Source organism: Blastococcus carthaginiensis (assembly GCF_030731085.1).
GTDB lineage: Bacteria > Actinomycetota > Actinomycetes > Mycobacteriales > Geodermatophilaceae > Blastococcus > Blastococcus carthaginiensis.
In genome coordinates, this window is the sequence record NZ_JASNFN010000031.1 from 40139 (window position 1) to 64163 (window position 24025).

Genomic DNA, 24025 nt, shown 5'->3' on the forward strand with positions numbered 1-24025 from the left:
CTCTCCGCCGGCTGACCGGATCTCCCCGCGCCCGCCCCGCACGCCGTGCCGGGTCCGCAGGGGAGGCCGCCCGTCCCGCCCTGCCCGCACCCGGGCCGGGGCGGCCACGGGGGCGAGGAGGGCCGCTCCGGTGCCCACCGCCGTCCCCTCGCCCCGGGAGCCCGTCATGACCGAGCGCCGCCTCGCGCCGCTGACCGCCCTGACCACGCTGGGCCGCCGCCCACCGCGCCCGGCCCCCGTGCCGACGCCGAGCGGCGCCACGGCGTCCGCGGTGCTGTCCGACGCGCCGGCCGTCCCCTCGCGGATCGTGGACAACGCCGTGTACTCCGAGGGCCGCCGCGTGGCGACGCCGGAGTCGCCCGCCGAGAGCCGGGAGGAGCTCCTCCACGGGGAGGGGCGGCTGGCCTGGCTGGGGCTGTACCGCCCGGGGCCGGGGGAGCTCGGAGGCCTCGCGGAGCTGTTCGACCTGCCGGAGCTGGCGGTCGAGGACGCGATCAAGGCCCACCAGCGGCCGAAGTTCGAGCGCTACGGCAGCACGCTGTTCGTCGTCCTCAAGGCCGCGCGGTACCTGGACGCCGCCGAGGAGGTCGAGTTCGGCGAGCTGCACCTGTTCCTGGGGCCGGACTTCGCGATCACCGTGCGGCACAGCGAGTCGCCGGACCTGTCGCGGGTGCGGCGCCGGCTGGAGAGCGACCCGGAGCTGCTGGCCCGGGGCAGCGAGGCGGTGCTCTACGCGACGCTGGACGCCGTCGTCGACGGGTACCGACCGGTGGTCGACGGGCTGGCCAACGACATCGACGAGATCGAGACCCAGGTGTTCGGGGGCGACCCCGGCGTCTCGCGGCGCATCTACGAGCTGTCCCAGGAGGTGCTGGAGTTCCAGCGGGCCGCCCAGCCGCTCACCGGCATCATCGCCGCGCTCACCGCCGGGTTCGACAAGTACGGCGTCGACGAGGAGCTGCGCAGCTACCTGCGCGACGTCGCCGACCACGTCATCCAGGTCACCGAGCGGGTGGAGGGCTTCCGGCTGCAGCTGCGCGACATCCTCACCGTGAACGCGACCCTGGTGGCGCAGCGGCAGAACGAGGAGATCCGCGAGCTCACGGAGACCTCGATCGCCCAGGGCGAGGAGGTCAAGAAGATCTCGGCCTGGGCCGCCATCCTCTTCGCGCCGAGCCTCGTCGGCGGCGTCTACGGGATGAACTTCGACCACATGCCCGAGCTCGACGAGGTCTGGGGTTACCCGTTCGCGCTGCTGCTCATGGTGGGCGTGAGCCTGACGCTCTACCTGGTCTTCAAGCGCCGCGACTGGATCTGAGGACCGGCCTTCCCCCCACGCCCCGCACGCTCGGCGCGGGACCTCGAAGGCCGGCCGGCGCAGGCTCGGGACGGCAGCCCGTCCCCCGGGGTCCGACGGTCACCCTGCGGAAGCTCTGCCTCTGAGTGCTCCTGGCACTCAGAGGCAGAGCTTCGGCCACCCTCCTCCCCGGCCAGGCCGCTCCCGCGGGACCGACCCCGGCGGTCAGACGACCGGGGTACCGCTGCTCGCGGTAAGCTCCCCGTAGGCGGCCGAGAGCTGCCGCGTCAGCGGGCCCGGCTCGCCGGTGCCGATCCGCCGCCCGTCGACGGCGAGCACGGGCGTGAGCTCACCCATCGTGCCGGTGACGAACGCCTCGTCGGCCGCGTACAGCTGGGTCGTCGAGAAGTCACCGACCTCGGTGCGGATGCCGGCCGAGGCGGCCAGCCGGAGCACCGCGGCGCGGGTGATGCCCTCGGGGCACGCCCCGGTCGTCGGGGTCCGCAGCACCCCGCCGGCGGCGAAGAAGACGTGCGTCGCGTTGGTCTCCGCCACGAAGCCGCGGGCGTCGAGCATGAGCGCGTCGTCGGCGCCGGCGACGTTGGCCTCGATCTTGGCGAGGATCGAGGTGAGCAGGTTGTTGTGGTGGATCTTCGGGTCGAGCACGTCGGGGGTGGGCCGGCGGACGCTCGACGTGACCAGCGTGATGCCGCCGGTGTCGTAGACCGGTGGCTTGTGCTCGGCCAGCACGATCAGCGTCGGGCCGCTCCGGTTGAGCCGCGGGTCCATGCCGCTGGTCACCTTGACGCCCCGGGTCAGGGTGAGCCGGACGTGCACACCGTCGGTCATGCCGTTGGCGGCCAGCGTGCGGCGGATCTGCTCCACGATCGCGGTGTCGTCGGGGATCTCGGCGAACGCCAGCGCCTGCGCCGAGCGGCGCAGCCGGGCCAGGTGCTCCTCGAGGGCGAAGATGCGGCCGCGGTAGAGCCTTAGCCCCTCCCACACCGCGTCCCCGCCCTGGACGACGGAGTCGAACGGGCTCACGCCGGCCTCGTCGCGGTGGGCCAGCCGGCCGTCCACGTTGACCACCAGGTCGCGGTTGCGCTCGTCGAACTGCTGCAGCACGGGTCAGCTCCTCAGCCGGGTGTCGGCCAGCTCGTCGTAGTGGGGGAGGCACTCGGCGGCGAGACCGGCCAGGGGCCCGGGCAGCTCCACGGGTGCGTCGTGGTACGGGCCGAAGCCGGTGGAGGTCTCCACGCTCGCGTACCAGTGCGGCGCCCACACCCCGTCGGTGTCCCGGCGGCCGGGCGGCCAGGACAGCATGCGTTCGTCGAACGGGACGTCCAGCGTCGCGCACAGGGCGGTGAGCACGCCGCGCGGGTCGCGCAGCAGGTCGTCGGAGTCCACGACCGGGCCGCCGAAGCGGCGGTGCAGCGCGACCTGCTGGGCGAGGCCGAGGTCGGCCAGGGTCGGCTGCTCGCGCACCCGCGCGTAGGAGGGGAGCAGCCGGCGCGGGTCGCGGATCAGGAAGGCGTGCCGCAGCCCGGCGAAGGCGTCGAGGTCGACCTCCGGCAGCACGTGGTGGGTCATGTGCTTCTGGTAGGAGATCGTGGCGCCGTCGGGCAGGTCGTCCTCCGTCAGGGTGCGGACGACGGTGCGCCAGTCGGTGGGCTGGCTGGCGATCACCTCGTCGCGGCCCGGGTGGTCCAAGCCGGTCGCGGCCAGGTAGTACGCGTAGAGCGGCTCGTCGACGACGACGGTGTCGGGGCGGTTCTCCCAGGCGCGCATGGTCGCCGTCGACAGGGTGCGCGGCCCCGACCACATCGCGATCCGCACCGGCGTCGTCGTCCGGCCGGTCCCCGTCATGCAGGCATCGTGCCGGACGGCGGGCTCGTGGGCACCCGGCGGCCGTGTCGTCCCGCCGGGGGAACAACCGGCTGGACGGGGCCGTTACCCTGACTGCACAACTGCACAGGGGGTGATTGGTCTCGACTTCGGTCGGGTGTCCAGGGGAAGCGAGCCGAGGAAGCCAACGATGAGCTCGTTAACCACGCGTTGGAAACAACACAAGCGCCGACTCCAGTCAGCGCGAGTTCGCCCTCGCTGCCTAAGTAGCGAGGCGACTCTGTCAGCCCGGGTTCGTCATCGGCCCGGATCCTGGCATCAGCTAGATGACTCACCGTGAGTGCCGGTCGCGGGCGTTCACGGGACATCTCACAGCGACTGGGCCCGTCACATCGACTTGTCCGCGAGATCGATGGGGTCGAGCAGAGGCAGTAGCGGACTGCGCTCGGAGAAGCCCTGGATATGCGTCGAAGGACGCGGGTTCGATTCCCGCCACCTCCACCCCGGGGTCTTGGCGAAAAGCCGGGACCTTAGTTGGCGAAAAGCCGGGTGCCACCGCTGTCAGCGGTGGCACCCGGCTTCTCATGTCTACGAGCCTGCGAACGACGGTCCGCTCAAGCGGGGGGCAGTCCTAGTGCCCGGGGGAGACCGGCGAGGTCACCGGCTGTCCGCTGACCGGCCGAACTGTCACACCCGGCGGGCATGCTCAGCGCAGTCCCGCACCACCACCAGGCGCCCCACGAACGAAGGACCTGCTTGACCACCCTCTGGCCGCGCGCACCGTGTCCAACTAAAGTCCAGGTTCCCGCTGCCGAGGAAGGAGGTGTGCTGGACATGACCGACAAGACCGGCCCGCTGGCCGGGTTGCCCCCGGCCGATCGGACGCTGCTGATCGCTCCGCCGCTCGAGCTCGCTGTCCTCGAGGTCCGTTTCGTCGGAGACGCCGCCGACGTCCCCGCCGACGTCGCGCTCGCCGCCCGGGAGCGGCTGGCCGCCCTCGGGCACTCCTACGTGCGCCAGGAGCAGGCGCAGGAGGGCCGCATCGAGATCCAGATGCAGCCGGGTGCCGCGCCGTCCTCGCAGGTGCAGCAGGTCGCCCGCGGATGGCAGCTGCACTCCGCTGACGGCACCTCGCACATCACCCTTCTGCCCAGCGCAGTGGTGCTGCAGACGACCCGCTACGAACGGTGGAGCGTGACTCTGCGGCCAGTGCTCGAGGCGCTGGTCGCCGTTGCCGAGGACCTGCTCATGCCGTCGGTGGTCGACCGCATCGGGCTGCGCTACATCGACCGCTTCGTCGATGCCGAGGCGCGCACACCGGCGGACTGGCGCGGCTGGATCCATCCGGATCTGCTCGGCGCGGCCTGCCACCCTGTCTTCGGTGCCCACGTCCGTGGCGCCCAGCAGCAGGTCGAACTCGGCCTCGGGGAGGCCCAGGGCGCACTGCTGCGGCACGGCCCGTTCGCCGACCCCGCCGTTGGTGGCGCAGTCAGCTACCTGGTCGACATCGACGTCTACGACGCCGAGTCCATCCGCTTCGACACCGCCGAGTTGGTCCGCCGCGCAGAGGTCCTCAACCGCACCGCCGCGTCGCTGTTCCAGGCCACGCTGACCCCGGAGTACCTGCGTAGTCTCCAGCGCACCGACACCCCGACCGACCCCGCCACCGACACCGTTGAGGAAGGCGCCCGATGACACTCGCGCTGGCACCGACCGGATCGTCGCTGGGCGACTACGAGCACATCGCTGCCTACAACGAGCGGGTCGCCACACGGCACACCCGGCTGCGCGCGGTCGCCGACTCCACCCTGCGTGCTGCACTTGTGCACTTCGACGACACCGTCAACGCCCCGATGTCAGCCGTGGCGATGCTGCGGGCCGGAACCGGACTGACCGAGACCTTCCTCGTCGAGCGCGGCGGGGCGTTCTTCGGCGTCGTGTCCACCATCACCGAGCAGGCCACCGGGAAGACCGACGCCGTCACCGGCACCGACGACGCGGTCGCGGTCATCGACGACCTCGCCGGACGCCTGGGCATCCCGGTCAACGCCGTGCTCGCCGCCGCAGGCATCAGCCGCAGCACGTACTACACGTGGAAGAAGCCAGCAGCCCCGCGGCCGCGGGTGGCCAGCCAGGGTCGCCTGTGGGCGCTAGCCCAGTCCGTCGAGGACCTCGAGGACCTGCTCGGCGGCAGCCCGCGCGGCTGGCTGCTGGCCGACCCCGCCCGCCTTGAGCTGCTCACCAACGGCAACTTCGACGCCCTCGTGCGGGCCGCCGAGCCACGGCCGACAGCTCGGACCACCGGCGCCCCGAACTACGCCGGCGCCTACGGCGTCGGCGGTGACCGCACCGACCCAGAAGTGACCGAGGTGGCGGTCGCCCGCCCGCGGAAGGTCTCTGCGGCGCAGCCGGCCCGGCGCGCGGGGCGGCCACGCTGACGTGCCCGCCTCGCAACCTCCGGCCCACGAACGCCCCACCGGAGTCGACGCCGTCTACCTCCCCGGCGCCCTCGTCGACCGCCCCACCAAGCGGGCCCTGAACAAGTGGCAGCAGGGCGATCTGATCCGCGAGGTCGGCCTGTTCTGGGCTGGCACCGAAGACGTCGACCAACTCACCGGGCTCGCCGCTCAGCCCACCGCAGGCCACCGCTGGCCGGTCGTCCCCTGGGACGGCGCGCCCGCCGACCCACTCGACGTCAGCGACTCGGCCGATGCTGACGCCGACGCCGGGCAGCCCCCGACCAGCTGGGCGATCATCACCTCGCAGACCTGCGATGTGGTGGCCGGCGGGCCAGGTCAGCGCCACCCCACGGTGCAGGTGTCCCCGCTCCAGGACATCACCCACCTCGCCAAGAGCAAGATCCTCGAGATCCAGCGCGGGGAGAAGGTCGACCTCGTCTACGTCCCCGACGTCCCCGCCCCCGGCACCTGGGCGGCAGACCTGCGCATCTCCCTGCCGGTCAGCAAGGCCATCCTGCTGCGGCAGGAGCGCGTGCCCGGGTTCGCCGACCCGGCCGAGGCCATCCAGTTCGCCGAGCGGGTCGCGGCCAAGTTCCGCCGCCCCGCCCTACACGACGAGATCACCGGCGGCCTGGTCCCCGGCCTCCGCGCCCTCGTCGACCAAGCCCGGACCGCCGGAGAGCTGTGGCCCGACCTCATCGAGCAGTTCCGGCTGCAGATTACGGACGGGGACCGGCTCAAGCCGCGCAACGTGCGCATCCTCGCCGTGACCCTCGACGACCTCACCGCCCAGGACCGGCAACCGCTACGCGAGTGGCGTACCCAGGAGCGCAAACGCCTGCTGCGAGCCAGCAACGGCATCGTGCTCGCCCCCATCTGGTTCGGCGACCTGGAGAAGGTCGGCGTCGGCCGGTACCGCGACAGCGACTACCTGCGCATCCCGGAGCTCGGTCAACCCGTGTTCTGGTGAGCGCCGCACCTCCGGACCCCACCCCGCCGTCGCAACCCTCTGCCAGCAGACTCGCGCGGCCCGCTGCAGAACCCGGAGCGGTCCTGCAGCAGGTCAAGAACTGGGCCGACGCGGCCTGATGCGTTGCCTTCGAGCCCCCGCCGCGTTCACCGCAGCGGGACTCGAGGCCGCCCCCTTCAGCTACCGTCGGCCCGCCATGGCGACCTTCTCCAAGCGGACTCTCAGCATCCTCGGCGACATCCTCACCGAGTACTCCAGCCTCACGCCCATCGGGCACCTCTTCGAGGACCACGGCATCAACCCGCCGCCGCCCGAGGTGGCCGAAGAAGCGGTGCGGGGCGTCAACGGGTAGCGCCGAGGGCTGACCGCCGAGTACGTCGGCCTCTCTGGACCTCGGCGCCCCGGAGGACCGGCGCAAGCTGCTCCGCGTCTTCGACGACGTGCTCGCCGACGTCCTGCCACCGGGTGGTGACGAGTCCGGCGACCGGGCCCGCGACAAGCTGATGCGGGCGTTGACCGACGACGGTTTCGCGCCCGGCCCCGACGGCCGGCTGCGCGCCGCCGCCGGCCGCCGCGTGGAGATCCTGCTGGATCAGATCGCCGACATCGAGGTGCTGCAGGAGCACCTGGTGCGCATCGACCGGGAGGTCGACACCGACCCGGCCTGTGCGCTGAGCGCGGTCAAGACCCTCATCGAGAGCACCGCCAAGATCGTCCTGCGCGAGACCGGCGGGACGTGGGCGCGCAACGTGAAGTTCCCGACCCTCGTCTCCGACGCGCAGAAGGCGCTCGACCTCATGGTCGGCACCCTGGCGCCGGACAAGGCCGGCGACACCAGCCTCAAGATGGTCCTCGACGGCCTGTACAAGGTCGCCATCGGCATCGACGAACTGCGCAACCGCTATGGCCGCGATCACGGCCGCGACACCCCTCTGCGCGGCCTCACCGAGCGGCACGCCCGCCTGGCCGTGCACAGCGGCACGGCCTACTGCCGGTTCCTCCTCGACACCCTGGCCGACCCGGCCGCGCCCTGGCGCCGGTAGCCGGCCGCCGCCGCACCGCGGCCCCACCACACCGGACGTGCCACCGGAGCCCCGGCGCAGCTAGCTTCACGCCATGGCCCGACCGGCTGCCCGCTCGCGCCGCGAGGCGCTGGCCACGCTCCCGTCGTCCTGATCTTCGTGACCGCCACAGCCGGGGGGAGCTGAACGCGCCGAGCCGCTCGAGCAGATGCTCGGCTGGACATGGGTCATCCGCCGGAGCCGACGGACCGCGGCCGATTGCGTGTTCGGTTGCCCGCGCGTAGGCGTCGTCGCTGCCAGACGCAGCGTCGTCAAGGCCCTTGGTGGAAGTGCGCACCCACTCCAGGCCCTGCCTGACTCAACGCCAGCACGGTACGAGCCCGCAGCGCCGTGCTCAGCGAGTCCCTTGCGCAGCGACGTGCGCGTGGGCTGAACCGCTTGGAGCCGGCGTCACCGGGAACGGTGCAAACCCTGGTCGGCGTACGAAAACTGTCATCAGGCGCCAGTAGCGTCCGGGCGGACCCCACCAACGAGGGAGACCTGCATGCCTGGACGCCGGCTCGATGCACAGCCGCTACTGCGGTATGCGACGGTGGCCGACGCCCCGCTGTACCGGTCCATCGTGGAGGTGTTCACGGTAGCTGCGGCCGGCTACACCGGCCGGCTGTCCCCGGCCGACGTGCACCAACTGCTGCTGGCCGGCGGCCACCTGGACCCCGACGACGATGCGCCGACGATCGATGAGGTCGCCGCCCGCCTGTCCACGCTGCGGCATTGGGGGAACCTGTCCGCTGACCAGGACACCGCCCGCGCGACGAACCTGGACTCCTACGGCCGCACCGCCTACGTGTACGACCTGACCCCCGGCGGGGAAGCAGCGGCCGAGGCGCTGGCGACGCTGGAGGACGGGCTGCGGCGCATCGGTGGGCTGCAGGCGGTCGCGCTGCGCCAGATCGAGGAGAAGCTCGCCGAGCTCGGCGCGGCGCTGGCCACCGACCCGCCCGACGGCGAGCACGTGTTCGGGCTGTGCGTGGACCTGCACACCCGGTTCAAGAGCCTGACGACGAACGCGACCGCGTTCATGCAGAAGGTCAACAAGCTGCTCAGCTCCCCGGTGCTCGACACCGACGAGTTCATCCTGTTCAAGACCGACACCATCGCCTACCTGCAGGACTTCATCGGCGACCTGGACACCCTGTCGGGGCAGATCCGGCGCCGGCTGGACGCCGTCGACGCCGTCGACCCCGCCCGCCGCGATGCTGCGTTGGCCGCCGCGCAGGCCGCGTCGGGGTAGCTGTCGCTGGAGGGTGACGGGGCGGCCGAGTCGTGGACGACGCTGACCCGGGCACACCTGGCCGGCCTGGCCGACTGGTTTCGGGCCGCGCCCGAAGCCCGCACCGGTGCCGCGGTGCTGTACAGCAAGGCCCGGGACGCGGTGCTGGGCATCGCGCGGGTTGCCGAACGGATCCGGGAGGCCACGACCAGCCTGTCGGGTCGGTCGGTGGACCTGCTGGCGCTGGCCGCGATGTTCGAAGCAGCCGAGACCAACGAGCGGGCGCATCTGTTGTGGCACGGCGCGTTCGGGCTGTCGCCGGCCCGGCACCTGGGCGCGGTCTGCCCGACCGAGGGGGTGCCGGCGTCGACGAGCTGGTGGTCACCGGCCAGCGCGGTCGAGCTGAACCGGCAGCTGCGCGCCTCGGGACGCACCGACTACGTGCGCCGTGCGATGCAGGTCCGCGACCGGTCGGCCGACAAGCGGAAGCTGGCCGAGTCCGCCCGCGCGCAGAGCGACGGGCGGGCGCAGGCGACCCGGACGCTGCTGGGCCTGGGCCAGGTATCGATCGGCGAGATCGGGCGAGTGCACGGCAAGCCGCTGGAGCACGACTCGCTGATGCTGCTGGTGTCGCTGATCAGCCGGGCCGTCCGTGCCCGCCGCGCCAGGGACGGCAGCCGCTCCGCGACCAGCGTCGACGCGACGCTGCACATCACGCTCACCGATCCGCAGCCGGAAGCAGCCGCCCGGCTGCATGCCACTTCTGGCGTGTGGACGGTGCCGAACTACACGGTGCACATCGTGCCCGGCGCTGCGGCGCGCGCGGCAGCCCGCGCGGCCGCTGACCGCGCCGGCAGCGCGACTCCCACCAGGACACCGGCCGAGGGGCCGAGCGAGACCACCCCTCTGACCACCGCCGGGGCGCCGGCGGCGGTGCACCCGTGAGCTCGGTGGCGGTCATCGACACCGCCGAGGCCCGGTCCCGGGCGCTGCGGGCGCTGCTGACGTCCCCGCTGCTGGACCGCCGCGCCGGTGACGACTTCGCCCGAGTCGTGGCGCACGCGACGTGGCTGCAGCGGTGGTTCGACGAGAAGTGCGGGTGGGCGCTGTACGTCGACGCCCGGCACGGGTTCGCCCGGCTCCGCAAGCTGCCCGCCCGGCCGTCACCGACCCGCGGGCTGCGGACCGCGCGCAGCACCCCGCGGCCGTTCACGCCTCGCCGGTACAGCCTGCTCGCTGTCGTCGCGGCGGTGCTGTCGGACACCGCCCGCCCGCAGATCAGCCTGCACGACCTGGTGTCGCGGGTGCAGGCGGTCACCGCCGACGTCGAGGGCGTGGCCGAGTTCGACTCGGCGCTGCGTCCCGAGCGGATCGCGCTCATCGACGCCGTCACCGCCCTCATCGGGCTGGGAGTGCTCGGGGTCGTCGACAGTCGCGGCGGCGAGTACGCCGACACCGAGGCCGCCGACGTGCTGTACGACATCGACGATCGCCGGCTGGCCCATCTCATCGCTGCGCCGCGGCCGCCGAGCCTGGCGACGTCGGTGGCGCATCTGCTGCACGAGGACCGCTACGGGCCCTGGCACGATCCCGACGCCCCGAAGGCAGACGGCCGGAACGACGGCGCCCCGGACGGGGACGACGTCTTCGGGGCCGTGGGCGGGCTCGGTGGGCGGTCGCTGGCCCGGGTCCAATCGCTGGCCTCCAGCGGCGCGCCGGGGCTGAGCGAGGACCAGCAGCGTCGCCGTGCCCGGCACCGGGTCATGCGGATGCTGTTGGACGACCCGGTGATGTATCTGGACCGGCTCACCGACGACGAGCGGACGTACCTGCAGCAGACGATCGCGCCGATCTCGGCGTGGGTCGCCGAGGCTGGGCTGGAGCTGGAGCGCCGCGCCGAGGGCTGGGCGGTCATCGACCCCGACGACCGGGCCACCGACATCCGGTTCCCCGAGGGGAACGACCTGGCCAAGTTCGCCGCGCTGCTGCTGCTGGAGAAGCTGCAGCCGGACGACGTGCCGACCGGCCCGGTCCGGCATCCCCGGGCCGTGGCCGAGGCGGTCGTCGCCGACCGGCTGCGGGCCAACCCCGGCTGGGCGCGGGCCCACCAGGACGACGGCGGAGCGGTGCGGCTGACCGACGCCGCCCTGGAGCTGCTGGCGGCGGTTGACCTGGCCGCCGTCGACAGCACCGGCGTCACGCTGCTGGCGGCCGCGGGCCGCTACCGGCCCACGATCGCCGACACTCGCGCCCTCCCGGCTACCAACGGCGCATCCCCCGAGGACGGCCCGGGTTCCGGCCGCACCCCCAGCAGTTCGGCCGCCGAGCCGACGCCGCTGTTCGACGACCCGGCTCACGCCGAGGAGGACCGATGACCACCACCGTGCCGATGAGCACCCTCACGGGAGTCCCGGAGCCGACCCGCGGACGGTGGGAGCCACTGCGAGCCGGCATCGTGAACCTGTTCCGCTACGACGAGCAGACGTTCACCTTCCACCGCGGCCGGCTGCTGATCCGCGGCAACAACGGCAGCGGCAAGTCGATGGCGCTGGAGGTGCTGCTGCCGTTCGTGTTCGACGCCGACCTGACTCCGAGCAAGCTGTCCACGTTCGGCGGCAACAACCGCAACATGTACCTGTGGCTGATCGGGTTCGACAAGACTGGGACGCGGACCAGCGAACGGGCCTACGTGTGGGTCGAGTTCGGTCGGCAGACCGCCGACGGCACCGGGGAGTTCTTCACCGCCGGCGCGATGCTGGAGGGCACCCGCGGCGGTGACGTGAAGCCGACGTACTTCACCACCAACGCCCGGATCGGGGTGGACCTGTCGGTCGGCAGCCCCGGCCGGGAGCCGCTGAACAAGAACGCGCTTGCCAAGGAGCTGGAGCAGCACACGGCCGCCGGCCGGCCGGGGAAGGTGCACGCCGACGCCCGCAGTCACCGGACGGCGGTCAATGCCGCGCTGTTCCACATGCCGGACAAGCGGTTCGACGCGCTGCGGGGCACGCTGCGGCAGCTGCGCCGCCCGAAGCTGTCGGACAAGCTGGACGAGGCCGAGCTGAACCGGGTGCTGCGCGACAGCCTCCCCCCGGTCGCCGATGCCACCGTCGCCGACCTCGCCGAGGGGTTCGAGCGGCTGGACCGCCACGCCGCGGCGGTCACCGAGCTCACCGCGACGATCGAGCACCTGGGATCGCTGCGGGACTCCTACCGGCGCTACGCCCGCGCCGCGGTCGCTGCCCGCGCGGACGCGGTCGCCGCCGCCGAGACCGGCATCGAGAGCGTCCGGGACCGGGCCACCGCCGCGCAGGCCGCCGTCGACGCTGCGACCGGTGAGCTGAAGACCATCGGAGCCCGCCGCGACGTCATAGGGGAGCGGACCTCCCGCATCTCGGGCCGGATGGCCGCGCTGCAGGAGTCCGAGGCGTTCACCGAAGGGGCGGACCTGGAGCCGCTGCGGGAGCTCGTCGCGGCTCTGGAGACCGAAGCCGGCGCCGCCGCCGGCCGGGCACAGCGGGCGCAGCAGGAAGCGACGCGGGACGCGGCCACCTCCGACCGGCGCACCCAGCAGGCCGAGAACGCCGTCGCGGCCCTCACCGACGCCCGCGCGGTCGCCGCCGACGCTGCCGGCGGTGCGCACACCACCGGCCTAGACGCCGAGCTGGCCGAGTCGGTGGCGCAGTTGCGGGCCTCCGATGTCGCCGACGACGTCGCCCTCGACGCTGCGGTCACCGCCGCCCGGGGCCTGACCGACGAGCTGAGCGCGCGACTGTCGCCGTGGGCCGGGGAGGTTGGCAAGCTGGTGTCGCTGGCGGCGGCCGCCGCGGACAAGCACACTCGCGCCGCCGCCGCGCACGCCGAGACCGAACGCGCCGACAGCGATGTCGCCGCCGTCGAGGAGGCGCTGAACACCGCACTGGACGGCGACCGGGCCACGATGCTCGGCTGGCTCGACGAGCTCACCACGTGGGCCGCCGACTCGCCCCAGCTCCGCGCCGGGCAGGCGCCGCCGCTGCCGTGGGAGCCGGCCACCGCGGCCGAGTTCGCCCGCCGGTGGGCCCGCGAGGCCGCCGCCGCCCGCACAGCCGCGCTGCTGGAGCTGCAGACCGCGCTGGGCGCCATCGTCTCCGCCCGGGCCGAGGCGGCGTCACGCGCGCAGGCGGCCGCCGAGTCGCTGGAGGCGCTGGCCGAGATGACCGACCGTGCCGCGGCCGCTGCCGCCGCCCGGGACGCGGCCGGCGTCGCGTTCCGCACCCAGGTCGGGCAGTGGACCGCCGGACTGGTCGAGCTGCCCCAGGCCGCGGCGGTGCCGGATTGGTCGGCGGTCGCCGACCTGCGGCTGGCCGCCGCCGCGCGGAACTGGGCGGCGGCGGCCGCGGCCGACGCGGCGCAGCAGCTGCACCGTGTCCAGGCCGGGCTGGAAGCGCGGCGGGGGCCGCTGACCGAGCGCATCGAGGAGCTGACCGCCGCCGAGGAGCACCTGGCCGCCGGCGGGCTGCCGCAGCTGCCCGTGCCGGCGACCCGCGGCGCCGACCGCACCGGTCGCGCCGGTGCGCCGCTGTACCTGCTGGTCGAGTTCGCCGACACCGTGCCCGCGCACGAGCACCTGGGGATCGAGGCCGCCACGATCGGTGCCGGTCTGGCCGATGCGTGGCTCAGCCCCGACGGGACGCTCCGCTCCGCCGACGGCGGTGGCCCGCTGCTGGACACGCAACTGATCGCCGACGTACCTCCGGTTGCCTCCAGCCTCGCCGGCGTCCTGGTCCCGGCCGACAGCACCGGGCACGCCGACACGCCGGTGCCCGCCGACGTCGTCACCGCAGTCCTGTCCCGGATCGCCTGCCTGCCGAGCGCCACCGGCACGACGACCGACGCCCCCGATGCAAGTGGGGGCCTGGTCATCGGCGCCGACGGCACGTGGCGGGCCGGAGCGCTCGCCGGCGCCCACCGCGTTTCCGACGTCACGCTGCTGGGCGCGGCCGCCCGCGAGGCCGACCGGCGGGCGAAGCTGGCCGCCGTCCGCGCCGAGCTCGGCGAGCTCACCGCCGCCGTCACCGACCTGAACGGCCAGCTGACGGTCGTGCAGCAGCGACTGGCAGCTACCGACGCCGAGCGGGGCGCGGTGGCCGACGACGAGGAGCTGCGGGACGCCGAGGCTGCCGCGTCTCGGTCGGCGGCCGCCGTCACCGAGCGCGCCGAGGGCTGCGCGGCGCAGCTGCGCGCGGCCACGACCGACGTGGCGCCGCTACCGGTCGGCGTGGCCGTTGACGCCCACGACGACGCGGGGGCCCGGGCGGTGCAGGCGCTGGCCGAGCACGCTGGGCCGGCGGTCGCCGCCGTGGCCGGGCAGCCGGCCGCTGGGCACGGGCCGGCGCTGCGGGAAGCGGCCGGCCATGCCGCGGTCGCGGCCCAGGCGTGGCAGGCGGCGGCGATTGTGCGAGAGCAGGCCGCGGCGGCGGTGCGGGAGGACCTGGCCGCCGTCGGCCGGGAGCGGGACGCGCTGCCGGCCGATGACGCCGTCACCACCGCCCGCGCGGCGCTGCACAGCCCCCGCGCCGCGTTGCAGGTGGCCGGGCAGCGGCTCGCCGAGCGGCAGGCCGAGGAGAGCCGGGCACGGTCGGTGGCCATCGGTGCCGACGAGGCCCGGGATGCGGCGCTGGCCGGCGCGGGGCTGCCGGCCGGCACCGACCCGGCAGCGCTGGCTGCCGCGGTCCGCGGCTACCGGGCCGCCGCCGAACGGTGGTTGCGGGCCGCGGCCGACACCGTCCGGGCGACCGGGGCGGCGGCGCTGGCGCTGCGGGCGTCGCTGAGCAGCGCCGATGACGCCGCCCAGGCCCAGGCCGCGGCCACCGCCGCGGCCGGCGCGTACGCCCAGGCGGACGAGCGGCTGAAGACCAAGACCGAGCGCTTCGGCGCCGAGTACGCCGACATCGTCGACGATCTCGCCCGCCTGCAAGGCGAGCGCACCAACCTGCTCAAGGAGCTTGAGGACTTGGCGAAGACCGAGCGGGAGCAGCTGATCGCCCAGGCGACCGCGCAGGCGACGCTGGGCGCGGTCGCTGCGGCCCGCATCGCGGCCGAAACCGCCCGCGCCGCCGCCCACGAGGCGTTCCTGGCCGCGGCCCGGCTGGGGTTGCTGGCGGTCGCCGGCCTGGCCGAGGCCGCCGGCGCCGACCTGCCCGCCGGCGGCGAGGGAGGTCAGGGTGGCGATGGGGAGCCAGCCGATGGTGGGCTGGGCCTGCGGGCGGTCCGCACCGCCGCCCGCGCGGTCCGTGACGCGGTCGGGGACCGGCTGCCGCGGTCGGCGGAGGCAGTCGAGGCGGCCGCGAACCGGGTCCATGAGCGCCGGTACGAACTCGATCCGCTACTGGCCAACGGTGGGGTGAGCGTGCGCGATGAACAGCGGGCCAGCCTGATGGTTCTGCACGCCGTCCGCGGCGGCCGGTCGCTGCCGCTGCTGGACATGATCGGCGCGCTCGGGGAGGACCGGGACACCGCCGCCGGGCTGGTCGCGGCCGAGGAGGCCGAGCTGTTCCGCCGGTTCCTGGCCGACGACACCCGCCGGGAGGTGACCTCCCGGGTTCGTGACGCCCGCACGCAGGTGACGCAGATGGCGCGGCTCATGGCTGCGCACCCGACCGGCAGCGGGCTGCGGGTGCAGCTGCGGTGGGCGCCCGATGAGACGAACGCGCCGGGCATGCAGGAGATCGTGAAGCTGATGGCCAAGGACGCGCCGCTGGAGTCGGAGAAGGAGCGCCTGGCCGACTTCTTCCGGGCGCGGGTGGCGCAGGTCCGGGCGAACGCCGAGGTCGACTACACCGCGCAGCTGGCCGAGCTGCTGGACTACCGGCAGTGGTGGAAGTTCGTCGTGGAGTTCCAGCGCGGCTCCGAAACCGGCTGGACGCCGCTGACCGGGAAGGCGCACGGTGCGTTGTCGGGTGGGGAGAAGGCCGTGTGCCTGCACCTGCCGCTGTTCGCTGCGGCGGCCAGCTACAGCGACAACGCGCCGCTGCGGTTCACCGACGGAGACGGGTCCGAGCGGCCCGGCGCGCCGCGGTTGATCCTGCTCGATGAGGTGTTCGCCGGTGTCGACGAGGACAACCGTGGGGAGCTGTTCGAGCTCATCGGTGACCTGGATCTGGACCTGGTCGCCACCAGCGAGAGCGAGCGGGGCCTGTACCCGCAGCTGGACGGGCTGAGCATCTACCAGCTGTACGCCTCCGACACCGCCGTCCTCGCAGCCCGCAGCGTGTGGGATGGCGCCGCCGAGCACAACCTCCTGGAGGACGACCTGCTGTCCGACCTCGGCGGGACCGCCGAGCAGGGTGATTTGTTCTCGTGACCGCGGACAGCCGGTCGCCTGCAGCCGACTCCCTGGAGACGCCGGAGCCCGAGGAGGTTCCGCTGTCGGTCGCCGAGGCGCTCGAGGCGGACCATGCCGCCGCGGTGCGGGCAGTGCTGGTCGCGCCGGGCTGGCGGTGGCTGACCGGCGCAGTCCGCACCGCGTGGGAGGCCGACCTGTCCCGCAGCCGCGTGCGGGTCGACCTGGCCGGGCTGACCGAGGCGCAGGTGGCGGCGATGGCAAACTTCCTGCGCTGGCCGACCCACCGGTCCGGCGTCGTCACCGTCGACCTGGGCCGGACCGACCGGCTGCTGCGCGCCAGCGGCCTGCAGGCGGGGCTGGCGGCGGCACTCATCGCCGCCGGCGGGCCGCTGCGAGATACGGCCGGTGCGCGGCGGGCGGCGCGTGATGCGAAGGCCGCGGCCGGTGTGGCGGTGTGGGCTGCTGCGGCCGAGCATCCGGCGCTGGCCCGGCATCCGGAGCTTGCGGGGTGGCTGGCCGATGAGCGGGCCGCTGGCCGGATGCCCGGCGATCCGGTGGTCCGGGGTCAGGTACTCACTGATGCGCTGACGGTGCTGGCTGCGCTGCCCGATCCCGGCACCGGCCTGGCGCGGCTGGCGCAGCGGACCTTGGGCCGGGCGCACGCGTTGGACGGTGGCCCGGTGGTGGGGGCGGTGCTGCGGGCGCTGGTGCGGCTGACCGGCCGACCGGTTCCCGAGGGCGCCGCGGCTCGGCGGGAGCTATGGGCGGCAGTCGGGGTCGCGGTGGACACGGTGTCGTCGACGGCGCTGGTGTGCGGACTGCGGGTCACCGGCGGCGGTCCGCTGCCGGTGACGTTGGCCGTCAACGCCGACGCGGGGCTCGCGGTGCGGCTGACGCTTGCGCAGGTTCAGGCGCACCTGGACGGCGGCGGTGGGCTGACGTGCCCCGGCGAGGTGTTCGTGTGCGAGAACCCGAGCGTCGTCGAGGACGCCGTCGCGCGGCTGGGCGCGGCATGCCCGCCGGTGGTGTGCGTGGAGGGCTGGCCGAGCGTGGCCACAATGCGGCTACTGACCGCGCTGATCGGCGACGGTGCGCGGCTGCGGTACCACGGGGACTTCGACTGGCAGGGGCTGCAGATCGCCGCCGAGGTGTTCGGTCTTGGCGCGACGTCATGGCGTTTCGGCGCCGGCGACTACGCCGCGGCGCTATCCGCCGCGCATCCGCAGCTGCGCCCGCTGGGCGCCGTGCCGGCGGCGCTAACGGCCGGCTGGGATACCGACCTGGTCGGGGCGATGACCTCCGCCGGCCTCGCCGTGGAAGAGGAACACGTGCTCGATCTGCTCGTCGCCGACCTGAACGGTGAGGTGGCGCGCCGAGCTGGACCTCCGGCCCGCCGCTCGTAGGCCAACGCCGCACCTGTCCGCTAATCGAACACTGAGGTGGCTCTAAAGCCGCCCGCAGAGAAGTGGGTGCTGGCGCACAGGCTTCGCGGGACACAGGCCCTAGGTCGACTGTCAGTGGTTCCGGCTCACTTGCCCATCGTTGGTCTGCATGTCCTGTTTCGGTGGTTGGGTCAGGATGGCGGCGGCGATCGTTGCGGTGTCGGCCACGCTGAGTCGGGGCGGGTCTCCGCTCCACAGTTGAAGGGCCAGGCGCCGGGCGGAGCCACTGGGTGCGGCGGCCAAGAAGGCGGCGTACTGGCCGCGACTTTCGATGTAGGCCGCGGTCCGCTCCTCCCAGTCCGTCCAGTCGGCCCGATCGCGGAGTTCGCTTGCCGCTTCGGTGTGTGCCGCGGCGACGTCTGCCCAGCTCGACCAGCTCGCTGGGATGGTCCGAGTTGCGTGGGCTCGAGAGCAGCCCTCTCCCACCGGCCTGAAGGGCGAACACACTGGCAACACGAGGAAGGCGAGGCGGATGCGGGCGCGCCGACCGCATAACGGGCAGCGGCTCGCAGACCCGCTGGGCGGGCTGACTTTGACCGTGCCGCCGTCCGCCCCCAACTGCCCCGGTGCAGGCGCGATCCACGCGACGGCCCCCTCATCGACCTTGCGCCACCGCCAGCGGTGCTCACCGCCAGGCTCGCCCAACCAAGGTCGGGTGTTCACGCCGGACCCCGCTCGATCAGTCTCACGTTGCTGGTGAACCGGGTGGTGGGGAGGCCGTCCTCCCGCACGAGCAGCAGCAGCTCCATGCCCTGGCCGATGACCGGGTCGGGCCAGCTGAGGAGGGCCAGGGGTTCACCGTCGCGGCGGAGGTGGCTGCCGTCGCGTCGCAGCCGGATGGCCGTCATCGGCCTGGCGTTGAACAGGTAGACGGCGCCGTCGGTCTCCACCCGCATGGTGCTTGCACCAGGTGGGGGTGGCGTCCGTGGCGCGAGACCGGGCAAGTGGAGGCGGATGGTGACCTGCGGGCATGCATGGTCGCCGTCGTGCACCTCTTCGTCTCTTGGCTGGGCTGGGTCGGTCATGCGTCGTCCTCGGGTAGGTCGGGGGTGTCCGACGCGGCGGTGATGGCGGCCTCCAAGAGCTCTCTGCAGGTACGGAGTCGCGACTCGAGCAAGCGTGTGCGTGCCCGGAGCTCGCCGTATGCGTCCTGGGTGTCTGCCAGCAGACCGATGAGGGCGCGGTCATCCAGTTGCAGGAAGTGCGGACCGGGCGGCAGCCCGCCGCGGACGACCCGAGGCCACTGTCGGGCAGCGAACAGCTGCCTGAGTTCGTCGAGCGCCGCCCGTCCCTCGAGGATCACTGCGGCCTGCTGGTCCGCGGACCCGGAGGTGGCGAAGGTCAGGCAGAGCTGCAGGACGTCGCACAGTTCGGCTGCCCGGCCGGTCACTGGCATCGTCCGGTCAGCGCTATCCGACGCTGCTGGGATCGGGTCTGGTGCAGTGGACAGTCGGGGTGGATCGTCAGCTGGCGTGTCTGCCAGCGTGGATGCACCGGCCGGCCGCGCCGGTAGAGGCTGACCACCTGCAGATCCCCGTAGGGGTTGGCGGTCGGGTCTGCCGCCGTTCCGTCGGCGGGGGCGGTGAGCAGCGCCATGGCGGTGCGTGCGGTCTGCAGGGCGACGTGGCCGAGGCTGTCGTGCCAGGCTCCAACGAACGTTTCTGCGGAGCACCCAGCCGGGACGAGCCGGCCGTCGGGGCGCGCCGGCGGCCACGGCACAGTGGTGCGGACAGCGCGATGCAACTGCAGGCACTCCCAGCATCCGCCGCCAGCGGCGGGCAGCGCCGTGATTGCCCCACCCCAGGCGCCGGCGGTGGCCGAGGCGATCAGCAGCGGGGTGCCGGTCTCGCGTAGGTGCGCCGCAAGGAAGCGGCTGACGGCGGAGCTGGCGCTGCAGTCGATCACCAGACTGCTGGCGATCAACCCGGGAAGTTCACTGCCCTCGTCGTCCCCCAGGTAGCGCAGCCCGGTCGTGAGGTGCAGGTGGGGATTGACGTCGATCAGGTTCAGTGCCACGGCCAACGCCTTGGGCATCCCGGCGTCTCGCATCGTCGGCAGTTGGCGGGCGCCCGTGGCCGGGTCGTGCAAATCGCCGTCCTGAAGGTGCAGACGTCCCACGCCTGCGCGAGCCAGTTCGAGAGCGACGGGGCCGCCGAGGGCGCCAACGCCGACCACGGTCACCGAGGCGTCCGCCAGGCGAGTGGTGTCACCGGGCAAGCGGGCGGTGAGCGCGCCGCGATCGATCGCGTAGCTGCGCCGCACCCGCACCGGTGGGGAGGGGCGTACGCCGTCGAACAGGGTCAGCTGCTCGCCACCCGGCTGGGCCGGCGGCGCGTCTGCGCCGACCGAGTCGGTCGGCGCGGACAGCGTTCCCCCGGTGCGGGGCCTCGGCACCCCGCGGGCGAGCAACAACCACTCCTCGCGGGGCTGCCGGTTCGAACCTTCGCCGGTGACCAGCACCGCGACGAGATCCGGGCCGCTGTCCGCGCTGCTGTCTGCAAGCAGCTCGGCCAGCCGCGAGGCCGCCAGCGCCCACAAGGAGGGCCCATCGAGGCCGCTGTCGGGAAGGTCAGGCAGGCGGACCCAGGGGATGCGGCGGGCACCACTCCCGCTGAAGGCGTCTCCCGCCCACAGCACGCGCTCGTTGAAGTCTTCGACCGTGATCAGTGCGGAGACCGGCGCGATCCTGCTGCTGCTCACCGTCACCAGTTCGGCCCAGCCCCCGGGGACGTCGGCTGCCGGCGTGCAGTTGGTCTCGACCAGGAGCCCTCCCAGCGACAGGCGCGTCACGGCCCAGGCCGGTTCGGCCCCGGCCTCCAGCGCCAGCGTCGCCGGCCCGGCGCCTGGGTCGCGGCCGGCGGCCAGCAGCCGCGGCAGCTGCGCGGTGAGCAAGTCGGCAAGCGTGCGGCCGGCCTGCCAGTCGTCGGGGTGGGCCAGCAGGCACAGCTGCCCCGTGGCCGGATTGCGGTGCCGGTCGAGTCCGGTCAGCGGCTCGGGCAGCACCACCGTGGGTGCGAACCAAGGTGCAGCAGCCGAGAAGGTGACCTCGAGCCGGAGGGTGGCCGGGTCGCCGGGCTGCCGCGAGGGGTGCGGCCAGTCCACGTGCAGCACCATCCGCGGGGGAGCGCCCGGGGCATCGTCGGACTCTGCCGGGCTGGTGGTGCTCTCCCCAGACCAGGTGGCGCCCGCCGCCGTGAGGGCGGCCTGCTCCGCCGCCCACACCTCGGGGTAGGCCAGCCACCAGGCCATGGGCGATGACGCCGTGGGCGCGCTCATCAGCCCACCGGCCGCGGGTGCTCCCCGGACGGGGCGGCGTAGACCGGCGGGACCGGAATGGTCTCGACGATCGTCTCGTCGGTGGTCGTCTCAGTCCGCGTGCTGGTCGTGGTGGTGTGCCGGGTGATGCGCCGATGACCGGTCTCCCCGGGCGGCTGCGTGGCGGACGGCGCCTGGGGTGGGACGGGCGCGTCCCCGGTGGGGCTGGGCGACGGCTCGGCGCTAGCGCCGTCGTGCTGCTCCTCCTCGCTGGCGGCGGCGGCAGCGGGCGCGGTGCCGGCACCCTCGGTCGACACCGCCGACTCCTCGCCCTCGGAGTTGGCCTGCTGGTCGTTGCTCTCGTCGGGCACTTCCGGTCCTCTCGGTTCGGCCACTGCTGCTCAGCGGCAGATCCCGATCACACCGGCGCCCTAGCGGCGACCGCGCCCAGATCGCCGGCCTTGCCCGCCCATCGCCGGGCAAACTGCCACCCGTCCGCATGAAGCGGCGAATGCCTCACCCCTCCAGCACCGGCACTGCTACCCCCGTGAACCGACCCGGTGCTAACCACATCGACCGCCGTCGCCGGCTGACCCCGCGCGACTACATCCCGCACGGCTTCGGCGTCCTGCCCGAGGCCCCGTACCGGGTCCCGGCTGCTGGCGACGCAGTGTCGGCGGCTGTCGCACGGACCCAGCACGAACTGGTGCTCACCTACATGCGCGTCCGGCATCACGGCGACAGCCTCCGCCTTGCCCGCGCCTTCGGCGTCTCGCAGACGGTGTGGAGCCGGTGCTTGGCCGGGGAGCGGTTCATGGGGGAGACCGTCATGGCCGCCTTGCTGCACGGCATCTACGGCCGGTGACCGCCCCTGCTGGTTCGACGGGTGACAGAGGAGGGCCCTGGGCCGTCGCGAGGACGGGCCCAGGGCCCTCGCGCCCTGGCGGGCGCGGCCCCTAGTGGGGCGGCGGTTCATCACCGCACTGACTGCATCGGTTCGCGTGGTCTCAGCCTTGAGCGGTAGCTGGCCAGGTCACGCCATCGAGCGAGTGGCGAGGTGGGTCGCGGCGGGCCATGCCTGTCGTCCGCGGGCGCCACCTCTGACGCAGGCAGGGTCCGACGGCCGGTTGATGCCCGGACAGTCGGCCGCCTGTTGGGTCCCCGAGGGCAGCGTCAACTTTCCGAGTCGATCGACCAGGTTTCCACCCGAGCCGCCATGTCGATGAGCGTCGGGACTGCTAACTGCCCGTGCACGGTCTCCGGGTGCTCGAAGGCGATGTCCGCTTGCACAGTCGGTTGGTGATCCTGCTGGGGGCACGGTTCCACGGCATGAGGACGTCGCCGATCTCGAGCGGGTAGCGGTGCTCGAACGCCATGACGGTCGGCCGTGACCGCACCGACGAGATCCACTCCTGCGATCCCCCCGCTCTGGGGGCATGTTGGCGAGGGCGGCCCGCATGACTGCACCTGTGTCGACGGCCACTTGTTAGCTGGCTGCTAGTCCCAGGGTGATGAGGTGCTTGTCGGTGATGTTGAGGTCATGCAGCACCCAGAGCCACTCGTCGTGGCCGCCCTGGAAGGGCTGTAGTGCGCACACCTCCGCGATGAATGCGGCGGGAGCTCCCGGCAGCCTGGTGTCAACGAAGCCTGCCCACTGTCCTGCGGTCGGACCCTGGCTCTTCCTCCAGATGGGGAACATGACGTCAGCGGGACGGGGTGGGTTCGTGCTGGCGGTCAAGGCGAGGTGGTTGAGGAAGCTCGCAAGTTGTGGATGGCGTCGCCGATGATCAGTGACAGGTCCGACGGAGGTGCATGCCTGATCCCGGCCAGCGGGAAGTAGCGCCACCGCGTGTGGATGTGGGACTGCTGCACGAGTAGGTGACATCTGATCTGTGGTGCCGCGAGGCGCCGCTGGAAGGATGTTCGCCGTGCCCAAGCCCTACCCCAAGGAGTTTCGCGACGACGTCGTGAGCGTCGCTCGCAACCGTGAGCCGGGCCAGCACCTGAAGCAGATCGCGGCTGACTTCGGGATCAGCGAGTCGTGTCTGACGAACTGGATGAAGGCTGCCGACGTCGACGAGGGCGTCAAGCCCGGGACCACCGCGGCCGAGAACGTCGACCTGCGTGAGGCCCGCAAGCGGATCCGGCTGCTGGAGCAGGAGAACGAGGTCCTGCGCCGGGCAGCGGCCTACCTGTCCCAGGCGAACCTGCCGGGAAAATGATCTACCCGCTCGTCCGTGAACTCGCCGTCGACGGGATCCCCGTGACGGTGACGTGCCGGGTTCTGAAGATCGCCCGCCAGCCCTACTACCGGTGGCTGGCCGCCCCGGTCACGACCAGCGAACTGGTCGCGGCCTACCGGGCCAACGCGCTGTTCGACGCCCACCGCGACGACCCCGAGTTCGGCTACCGGTTCCTCGTCGATGAGGCCGCTGCCAGCGGGCAGCCGATGGCCGCACGCACCGCGTGGGCGATCTGCGCGGCCAACCGCTGGTGGAGCGCGTTCGGCAAGCCGCGCCGGGGCAAGAGCGGCCGGCCCGGACCTCCCGTGCACGACGACCAAGTCCAGCGGGTGTTCACCGCGGCCGGACCCAACCAGCTGTGGTTGACCGACATCACCGAGCACCGCACGGCCGAGGGCAAGCTCTATCTGTGCGCGGTCAAGGACGTGCACTCCAACCGGATCGTCGGCTACTCCATCGACTCACGGATGAAGTCTCGGCTGGCCGTGACCGCGATCGAGAATGCCGTCGCCCGGCGGGCCGCCGACGGTGCCGAGGTCGCCGGCTGCATCGTGCATTCGGACCGCGGATCGCAGTTCCGCAGCCGGAAGTTCGTCCAGGCCCTCAACCGGCATCAGCTGTCCGGGTCAATGGGCAGGGTCGGTGCAGCCGGGGACAACGCCGCCATGGAGTCCTTCTTCGCGCTGCTGCAGAAGAACGTGCTCGACCGCCGCTCCTGGGCCAGCCGCCAGCAGTTGCGCATCGAGATCGTCACCTGGATCGAACGCACCTACCACCGCCGACGTCGGCAAGCCGGCCTCGGTCGACTGACCCCCATCGAGTACGAGACCATCATCTACACACCGGCAGCTCAGGCCGCCTGACCCAACCTGTCACCGATCCGTGCAGCAGTCCC

17 protein-coding genes, 1 other RNA gene and 1 pseudogene are annotated in these 24025 nt (G+C 73.1%); 13 read left to right on the plus strand and 6 right to left on the minus strand.

Annotated features, from left to right (window positions below):
• The first annotated feature begins 166 nt into the window (after positions 1-166).
• On the plus strand, positions 167-1318 hold the full coding sequence (locus tag QOZ88_RS19490) for a magnesium and cobalt transport protein CorA (protein ID WP_306001364.1): 1152 nt from the start codon (positions 167-169) through the stop codon (positions 1316-1318).
• 204 nt (positions 1319-1522) lie between these two features.
• Here the strand turns inward: QOZ88_RS19490 and QOZ88_RS19495 are convergent, their stop codons facing one another.
• On the minus strand, positions 1523-2422 hold the full coding sequence (locus QOZ88_RS19495) for an aminotransferase class IV (RefSeq protein WP_306001365.1): 900 nt from the start codon (positions 2420-2422) through the stop codon (positions 1523-1525).
• A gap of 3 nt (positions 2423-2425) precedes the next feature.
• Positions 2426-3163, minus strand: a complete 738-nt coding sequence (locus QOZ88_RS19500; protein WP_306001366.1) for a sulfotransferase-like domain-containing protein — start codon at positions 3161-3163, stop codon at positions 2426-2428.
• A gap of 108 nt (positions 3164-3271) precedes the next feature.
• Here QOZ88_RS19500 and ssrA point away from each other — a divergent pair.
• The 10 genes and pseudogenes from ssrA to QOZ88_RS19550 all read left to right on the plus strand — a co-directional run bounded on the left by ssrA (position 3272) and on the right by QOZ88_RS19550 (position 17593).
• Positions 3272-3646: a transfer-messenger RNA gene (gene ssrA / locus QOZ88_RS19505) on the plus strand.
• A 330-nt stretch (positions 3647-3976) separates the two neighbouring features.
• Positions 3977-4837, plus strand: a complete 861-nt coding sequence (locus tag QOZ88_RS19510; RefSeq protein ID WP_306001367.1) for a TIGR04255 family protein — start codon at positions 3977-3979, stop codon at positions 4835-4837.
• The gene (locus QOZ88_RS19515; RefSeq protein ID WP_306001368.1) at positions 4834-5580 is read left to right on the plus strand and encodes a hypothetical protein; all 747 of its coding nucleotides are present in this window, start codon (positions 4834-4836) and stop codon (positions 5578-5580) included. The genes QOZ88_RS19510 and QOZ88_RS19515 overlap by 4 nt, the downstream gene beginning before the upstream one ends.
• A 1-nt stretch (position 5581) precedes the next feature.
• A complete protein-coding gene (locus QOZ88_RS19520) occupies positions 5582-6571 on the plus strand; it encodes a hypothetical protein (RefSeq protein WP_306001369.1) in 990 nt (329 codons plus the stop codon).
• A 196-nt stretch (positions 6572-6767) separates the two neighbouring features.
• Positions 6768-6923 carry a hypothetical protein gene (locus tag QOZ88_RS19525; RefSeq protein WP_306001370.1) on the plus strand — a complete coding sequence of 52 codons (156 nt, stop codon included), beginning with the start codon at positions 6768-6770 and terminating at the stop codon, positions 6921-6923.
• An 88-nt stretch (positions 6924-7011) separates the two neighbouring features.
• Positions 7012-7614 carry an abortive infection family protein gene (locus QOZ88_RS19530; RefSeq protein ID WP_306001371.1) on the plus strand — a complete coding sequence of 201 codons (603 nt, stop codon included), beginning with the start codon at positions 7012-7014 and terminating at the stop codon, positions 7612-7614.
• A gap of 523 nt (positions 7615-8137) precedes the next feature.
• Positions 8138-9811: pseudogene (locus QOZ88_RS19535) on the plus strand (TIGR02677 family protein).
• Positions 9808-11241: a TIGR02678 family protein gene (locus tag QOZ88_RS19540; protein WP_306001372.1), complete on the plus strand. Its 1434-nt coding sequence runs from the start codon at positions 9808-9810 to the stop codon at positions 11239-11241. Before QOZ88_RS19535 ends, QOZ88_RS19540 begins: the two are co-directional and overlap by 4 nt.
• Positions 11238-16208 carry an SbcC/MukB-like Walker B domain-containing protein gene (locus QOZ88_RS19545; RefSeq protein WP_306001373.1) on the plus strand — a complete coding sequence of 1657 codons (4971 nt, stop codon included), beginning with the start codon at positions 11238-11240 and terminating at the stop codon, positions 16206-16208. Before QOZ88_RS19540 ends, QOZ88_RS19545 begins: the two co-directional genes overlap by 4 nt.
• A 191-nt stretch (positions 16209-16399) precedes the next feature.
• The gene (locus QOZ88_RS19550) at positions 16400-17593 is read left to right on the plus strand and encodes a TIGR02679 family protein (RefSeq protein ID WP_306001374.1); all 1194 of its coding nucleotides are present in this window, start codon (positions 16400-16402) and stop codon (positions 17591-17593) included.
• Between the two features lie 698 nt (positions 17594-18291).
• Here QOZ88_RS19550 and QOZ88_RS19555 read toward each other — a convergent pair.
• The 4 genes from QOZ88_RS19555 to QOZ88_RS19570 form a co-directional block, all read right to left on the minus strand.
• Positions 18292-18528 (minus strand): hypothetical protein, encoded by a 237-nt coding sequence (locus QOZ88_RS19555; protein ID WP_306001375.1) that lies wholly within the window; start codon positions 18526-18528, stop codon positions 18292-18294.
• Between the two features lie 125 nt (positions 18529-18653).
• Positions 18654-19022, minus strand: coding sequence for a hypothetical protein (locus QOZ88_RS19560; protein WP_306001376.1), 369 nt, complete (start codon positions 19020-19022; stop codon positions 18654-18656).
• Positions 19019-20908 (minus strand): HesA/MoeB/ThiF family protein, encoded by a 1890-nt coding sequence (locus QOZ88_RS19565; protein WP_306001377.1) that lies wholly within the window; start codon positions 20906-20908, stop codon positions 19019-19021. The genes QOZ88_RS19560 and QOZ88_RS19565 overlap by 4 nt, the downstream gene beginning before the upstream one ends.
• Positions 20908-21258, minus strand: coding sequence for a hypothetical protein (locus QOZ88_RS19570; protein ID WP_306001378.1), 351 nt, complete (start codon positions 21256-21258; stop codon positions 20908-20910). Before QOZ88_RS19570 ends, QOZ88_RS19565 begins: the two co-directional genes overlap by 1 nt.
• Before the next feature lie 176 nt (positions 21259-21434).
• Here QOZ88_RS19570 and QOZ88_RS19575 point away from each other — a divergent pair, with 176 nt between their 5' ends.
• Both QOZ88_RS19575 and QOZ88_RS19580 read left to right on the plus strand, forming a co-directional pair.
• Positions 21435-21752 (plus strand): hypothetical protein, encoded by a 318-nt coding sequence (locus QOZ88_RS19575; protein ID WP_306001379.1) that lies wholly within the window; start codon positions 21435-21437, stop codon positions 21750-21752.
• Between the two features lie 1063 nt (positions 21753-22815).
• A protein-coding gene (locus tag QOZ88_RS19580; RefSeq protein ID WP_305998280.1) for an IS3 family transposase occupies positions 22816-23993 on the plus strand; the annotation gives its coding sequence in 2 pieces (ribosomal slippage) (positions 22816-23100 and positions 23103-23993; 1176 coding nt in all).
• Positions 23994-24025 lie beyond the last annotated feature (32 nt).

Coding starts and splice junctions, on each gene's coding strand:
- QOZ88_RS19565 (WP_306001377.1), bottom strand. CDS start 20,908: ATGAGCGCGCCCACGGCGTCATCGCCCATGGCCTGGTGGCTGGCCTAC.
- QOZ88_RS19555 (WP_306001375.1), bottom strand. CDS start 18,528: ATGCGGGTGGAGACCGACGGCGCCGTCTACCTGTTCAACGCCAGGCCG.
- QOZ88_RS19515 (WP_306001368.1), top strand. CDS start 4,834: ATGACACTCGCGCTGGCACCGACCGGATCGTCGCTGGGCGACTACGAG.
- QOZ88_RS19490 (WP_306001364.1), top strand. CDS start 167: ATGACCGAGCGCCGCCTCGCGCCGCTGACCGCCCTGACCACGCTGGGC.
- QOZ88_RS19500 (WP_306001366.1), bottom strand. CDS start 3,163: ATGACGGGGACCGGCCGGACGACGACGCCGGTGCGGATCGCGATGTGG.
- QOZ88_RS19525 (WP_306001370.1), top strand. CDS start 6,768: ATGGCGACCTTCTCCAAGCGGACTCTCAGCATCCTCGGCGACATCCTC.
- QOZ88_RS19545 (WP_306001373.1), top strand. CDS start 11,238: ATGACCACCACCGTGCCGATGAGCACCCTCACGGGAGTCCCGGAGCCG.
- QOZ88_RS19510 (WP_306001367.1), top strand. CDS start 3,977: ATGACCGACAAGACCGGCCCGCTGGCCGGGTTGCCCCCGGCCGATCGG.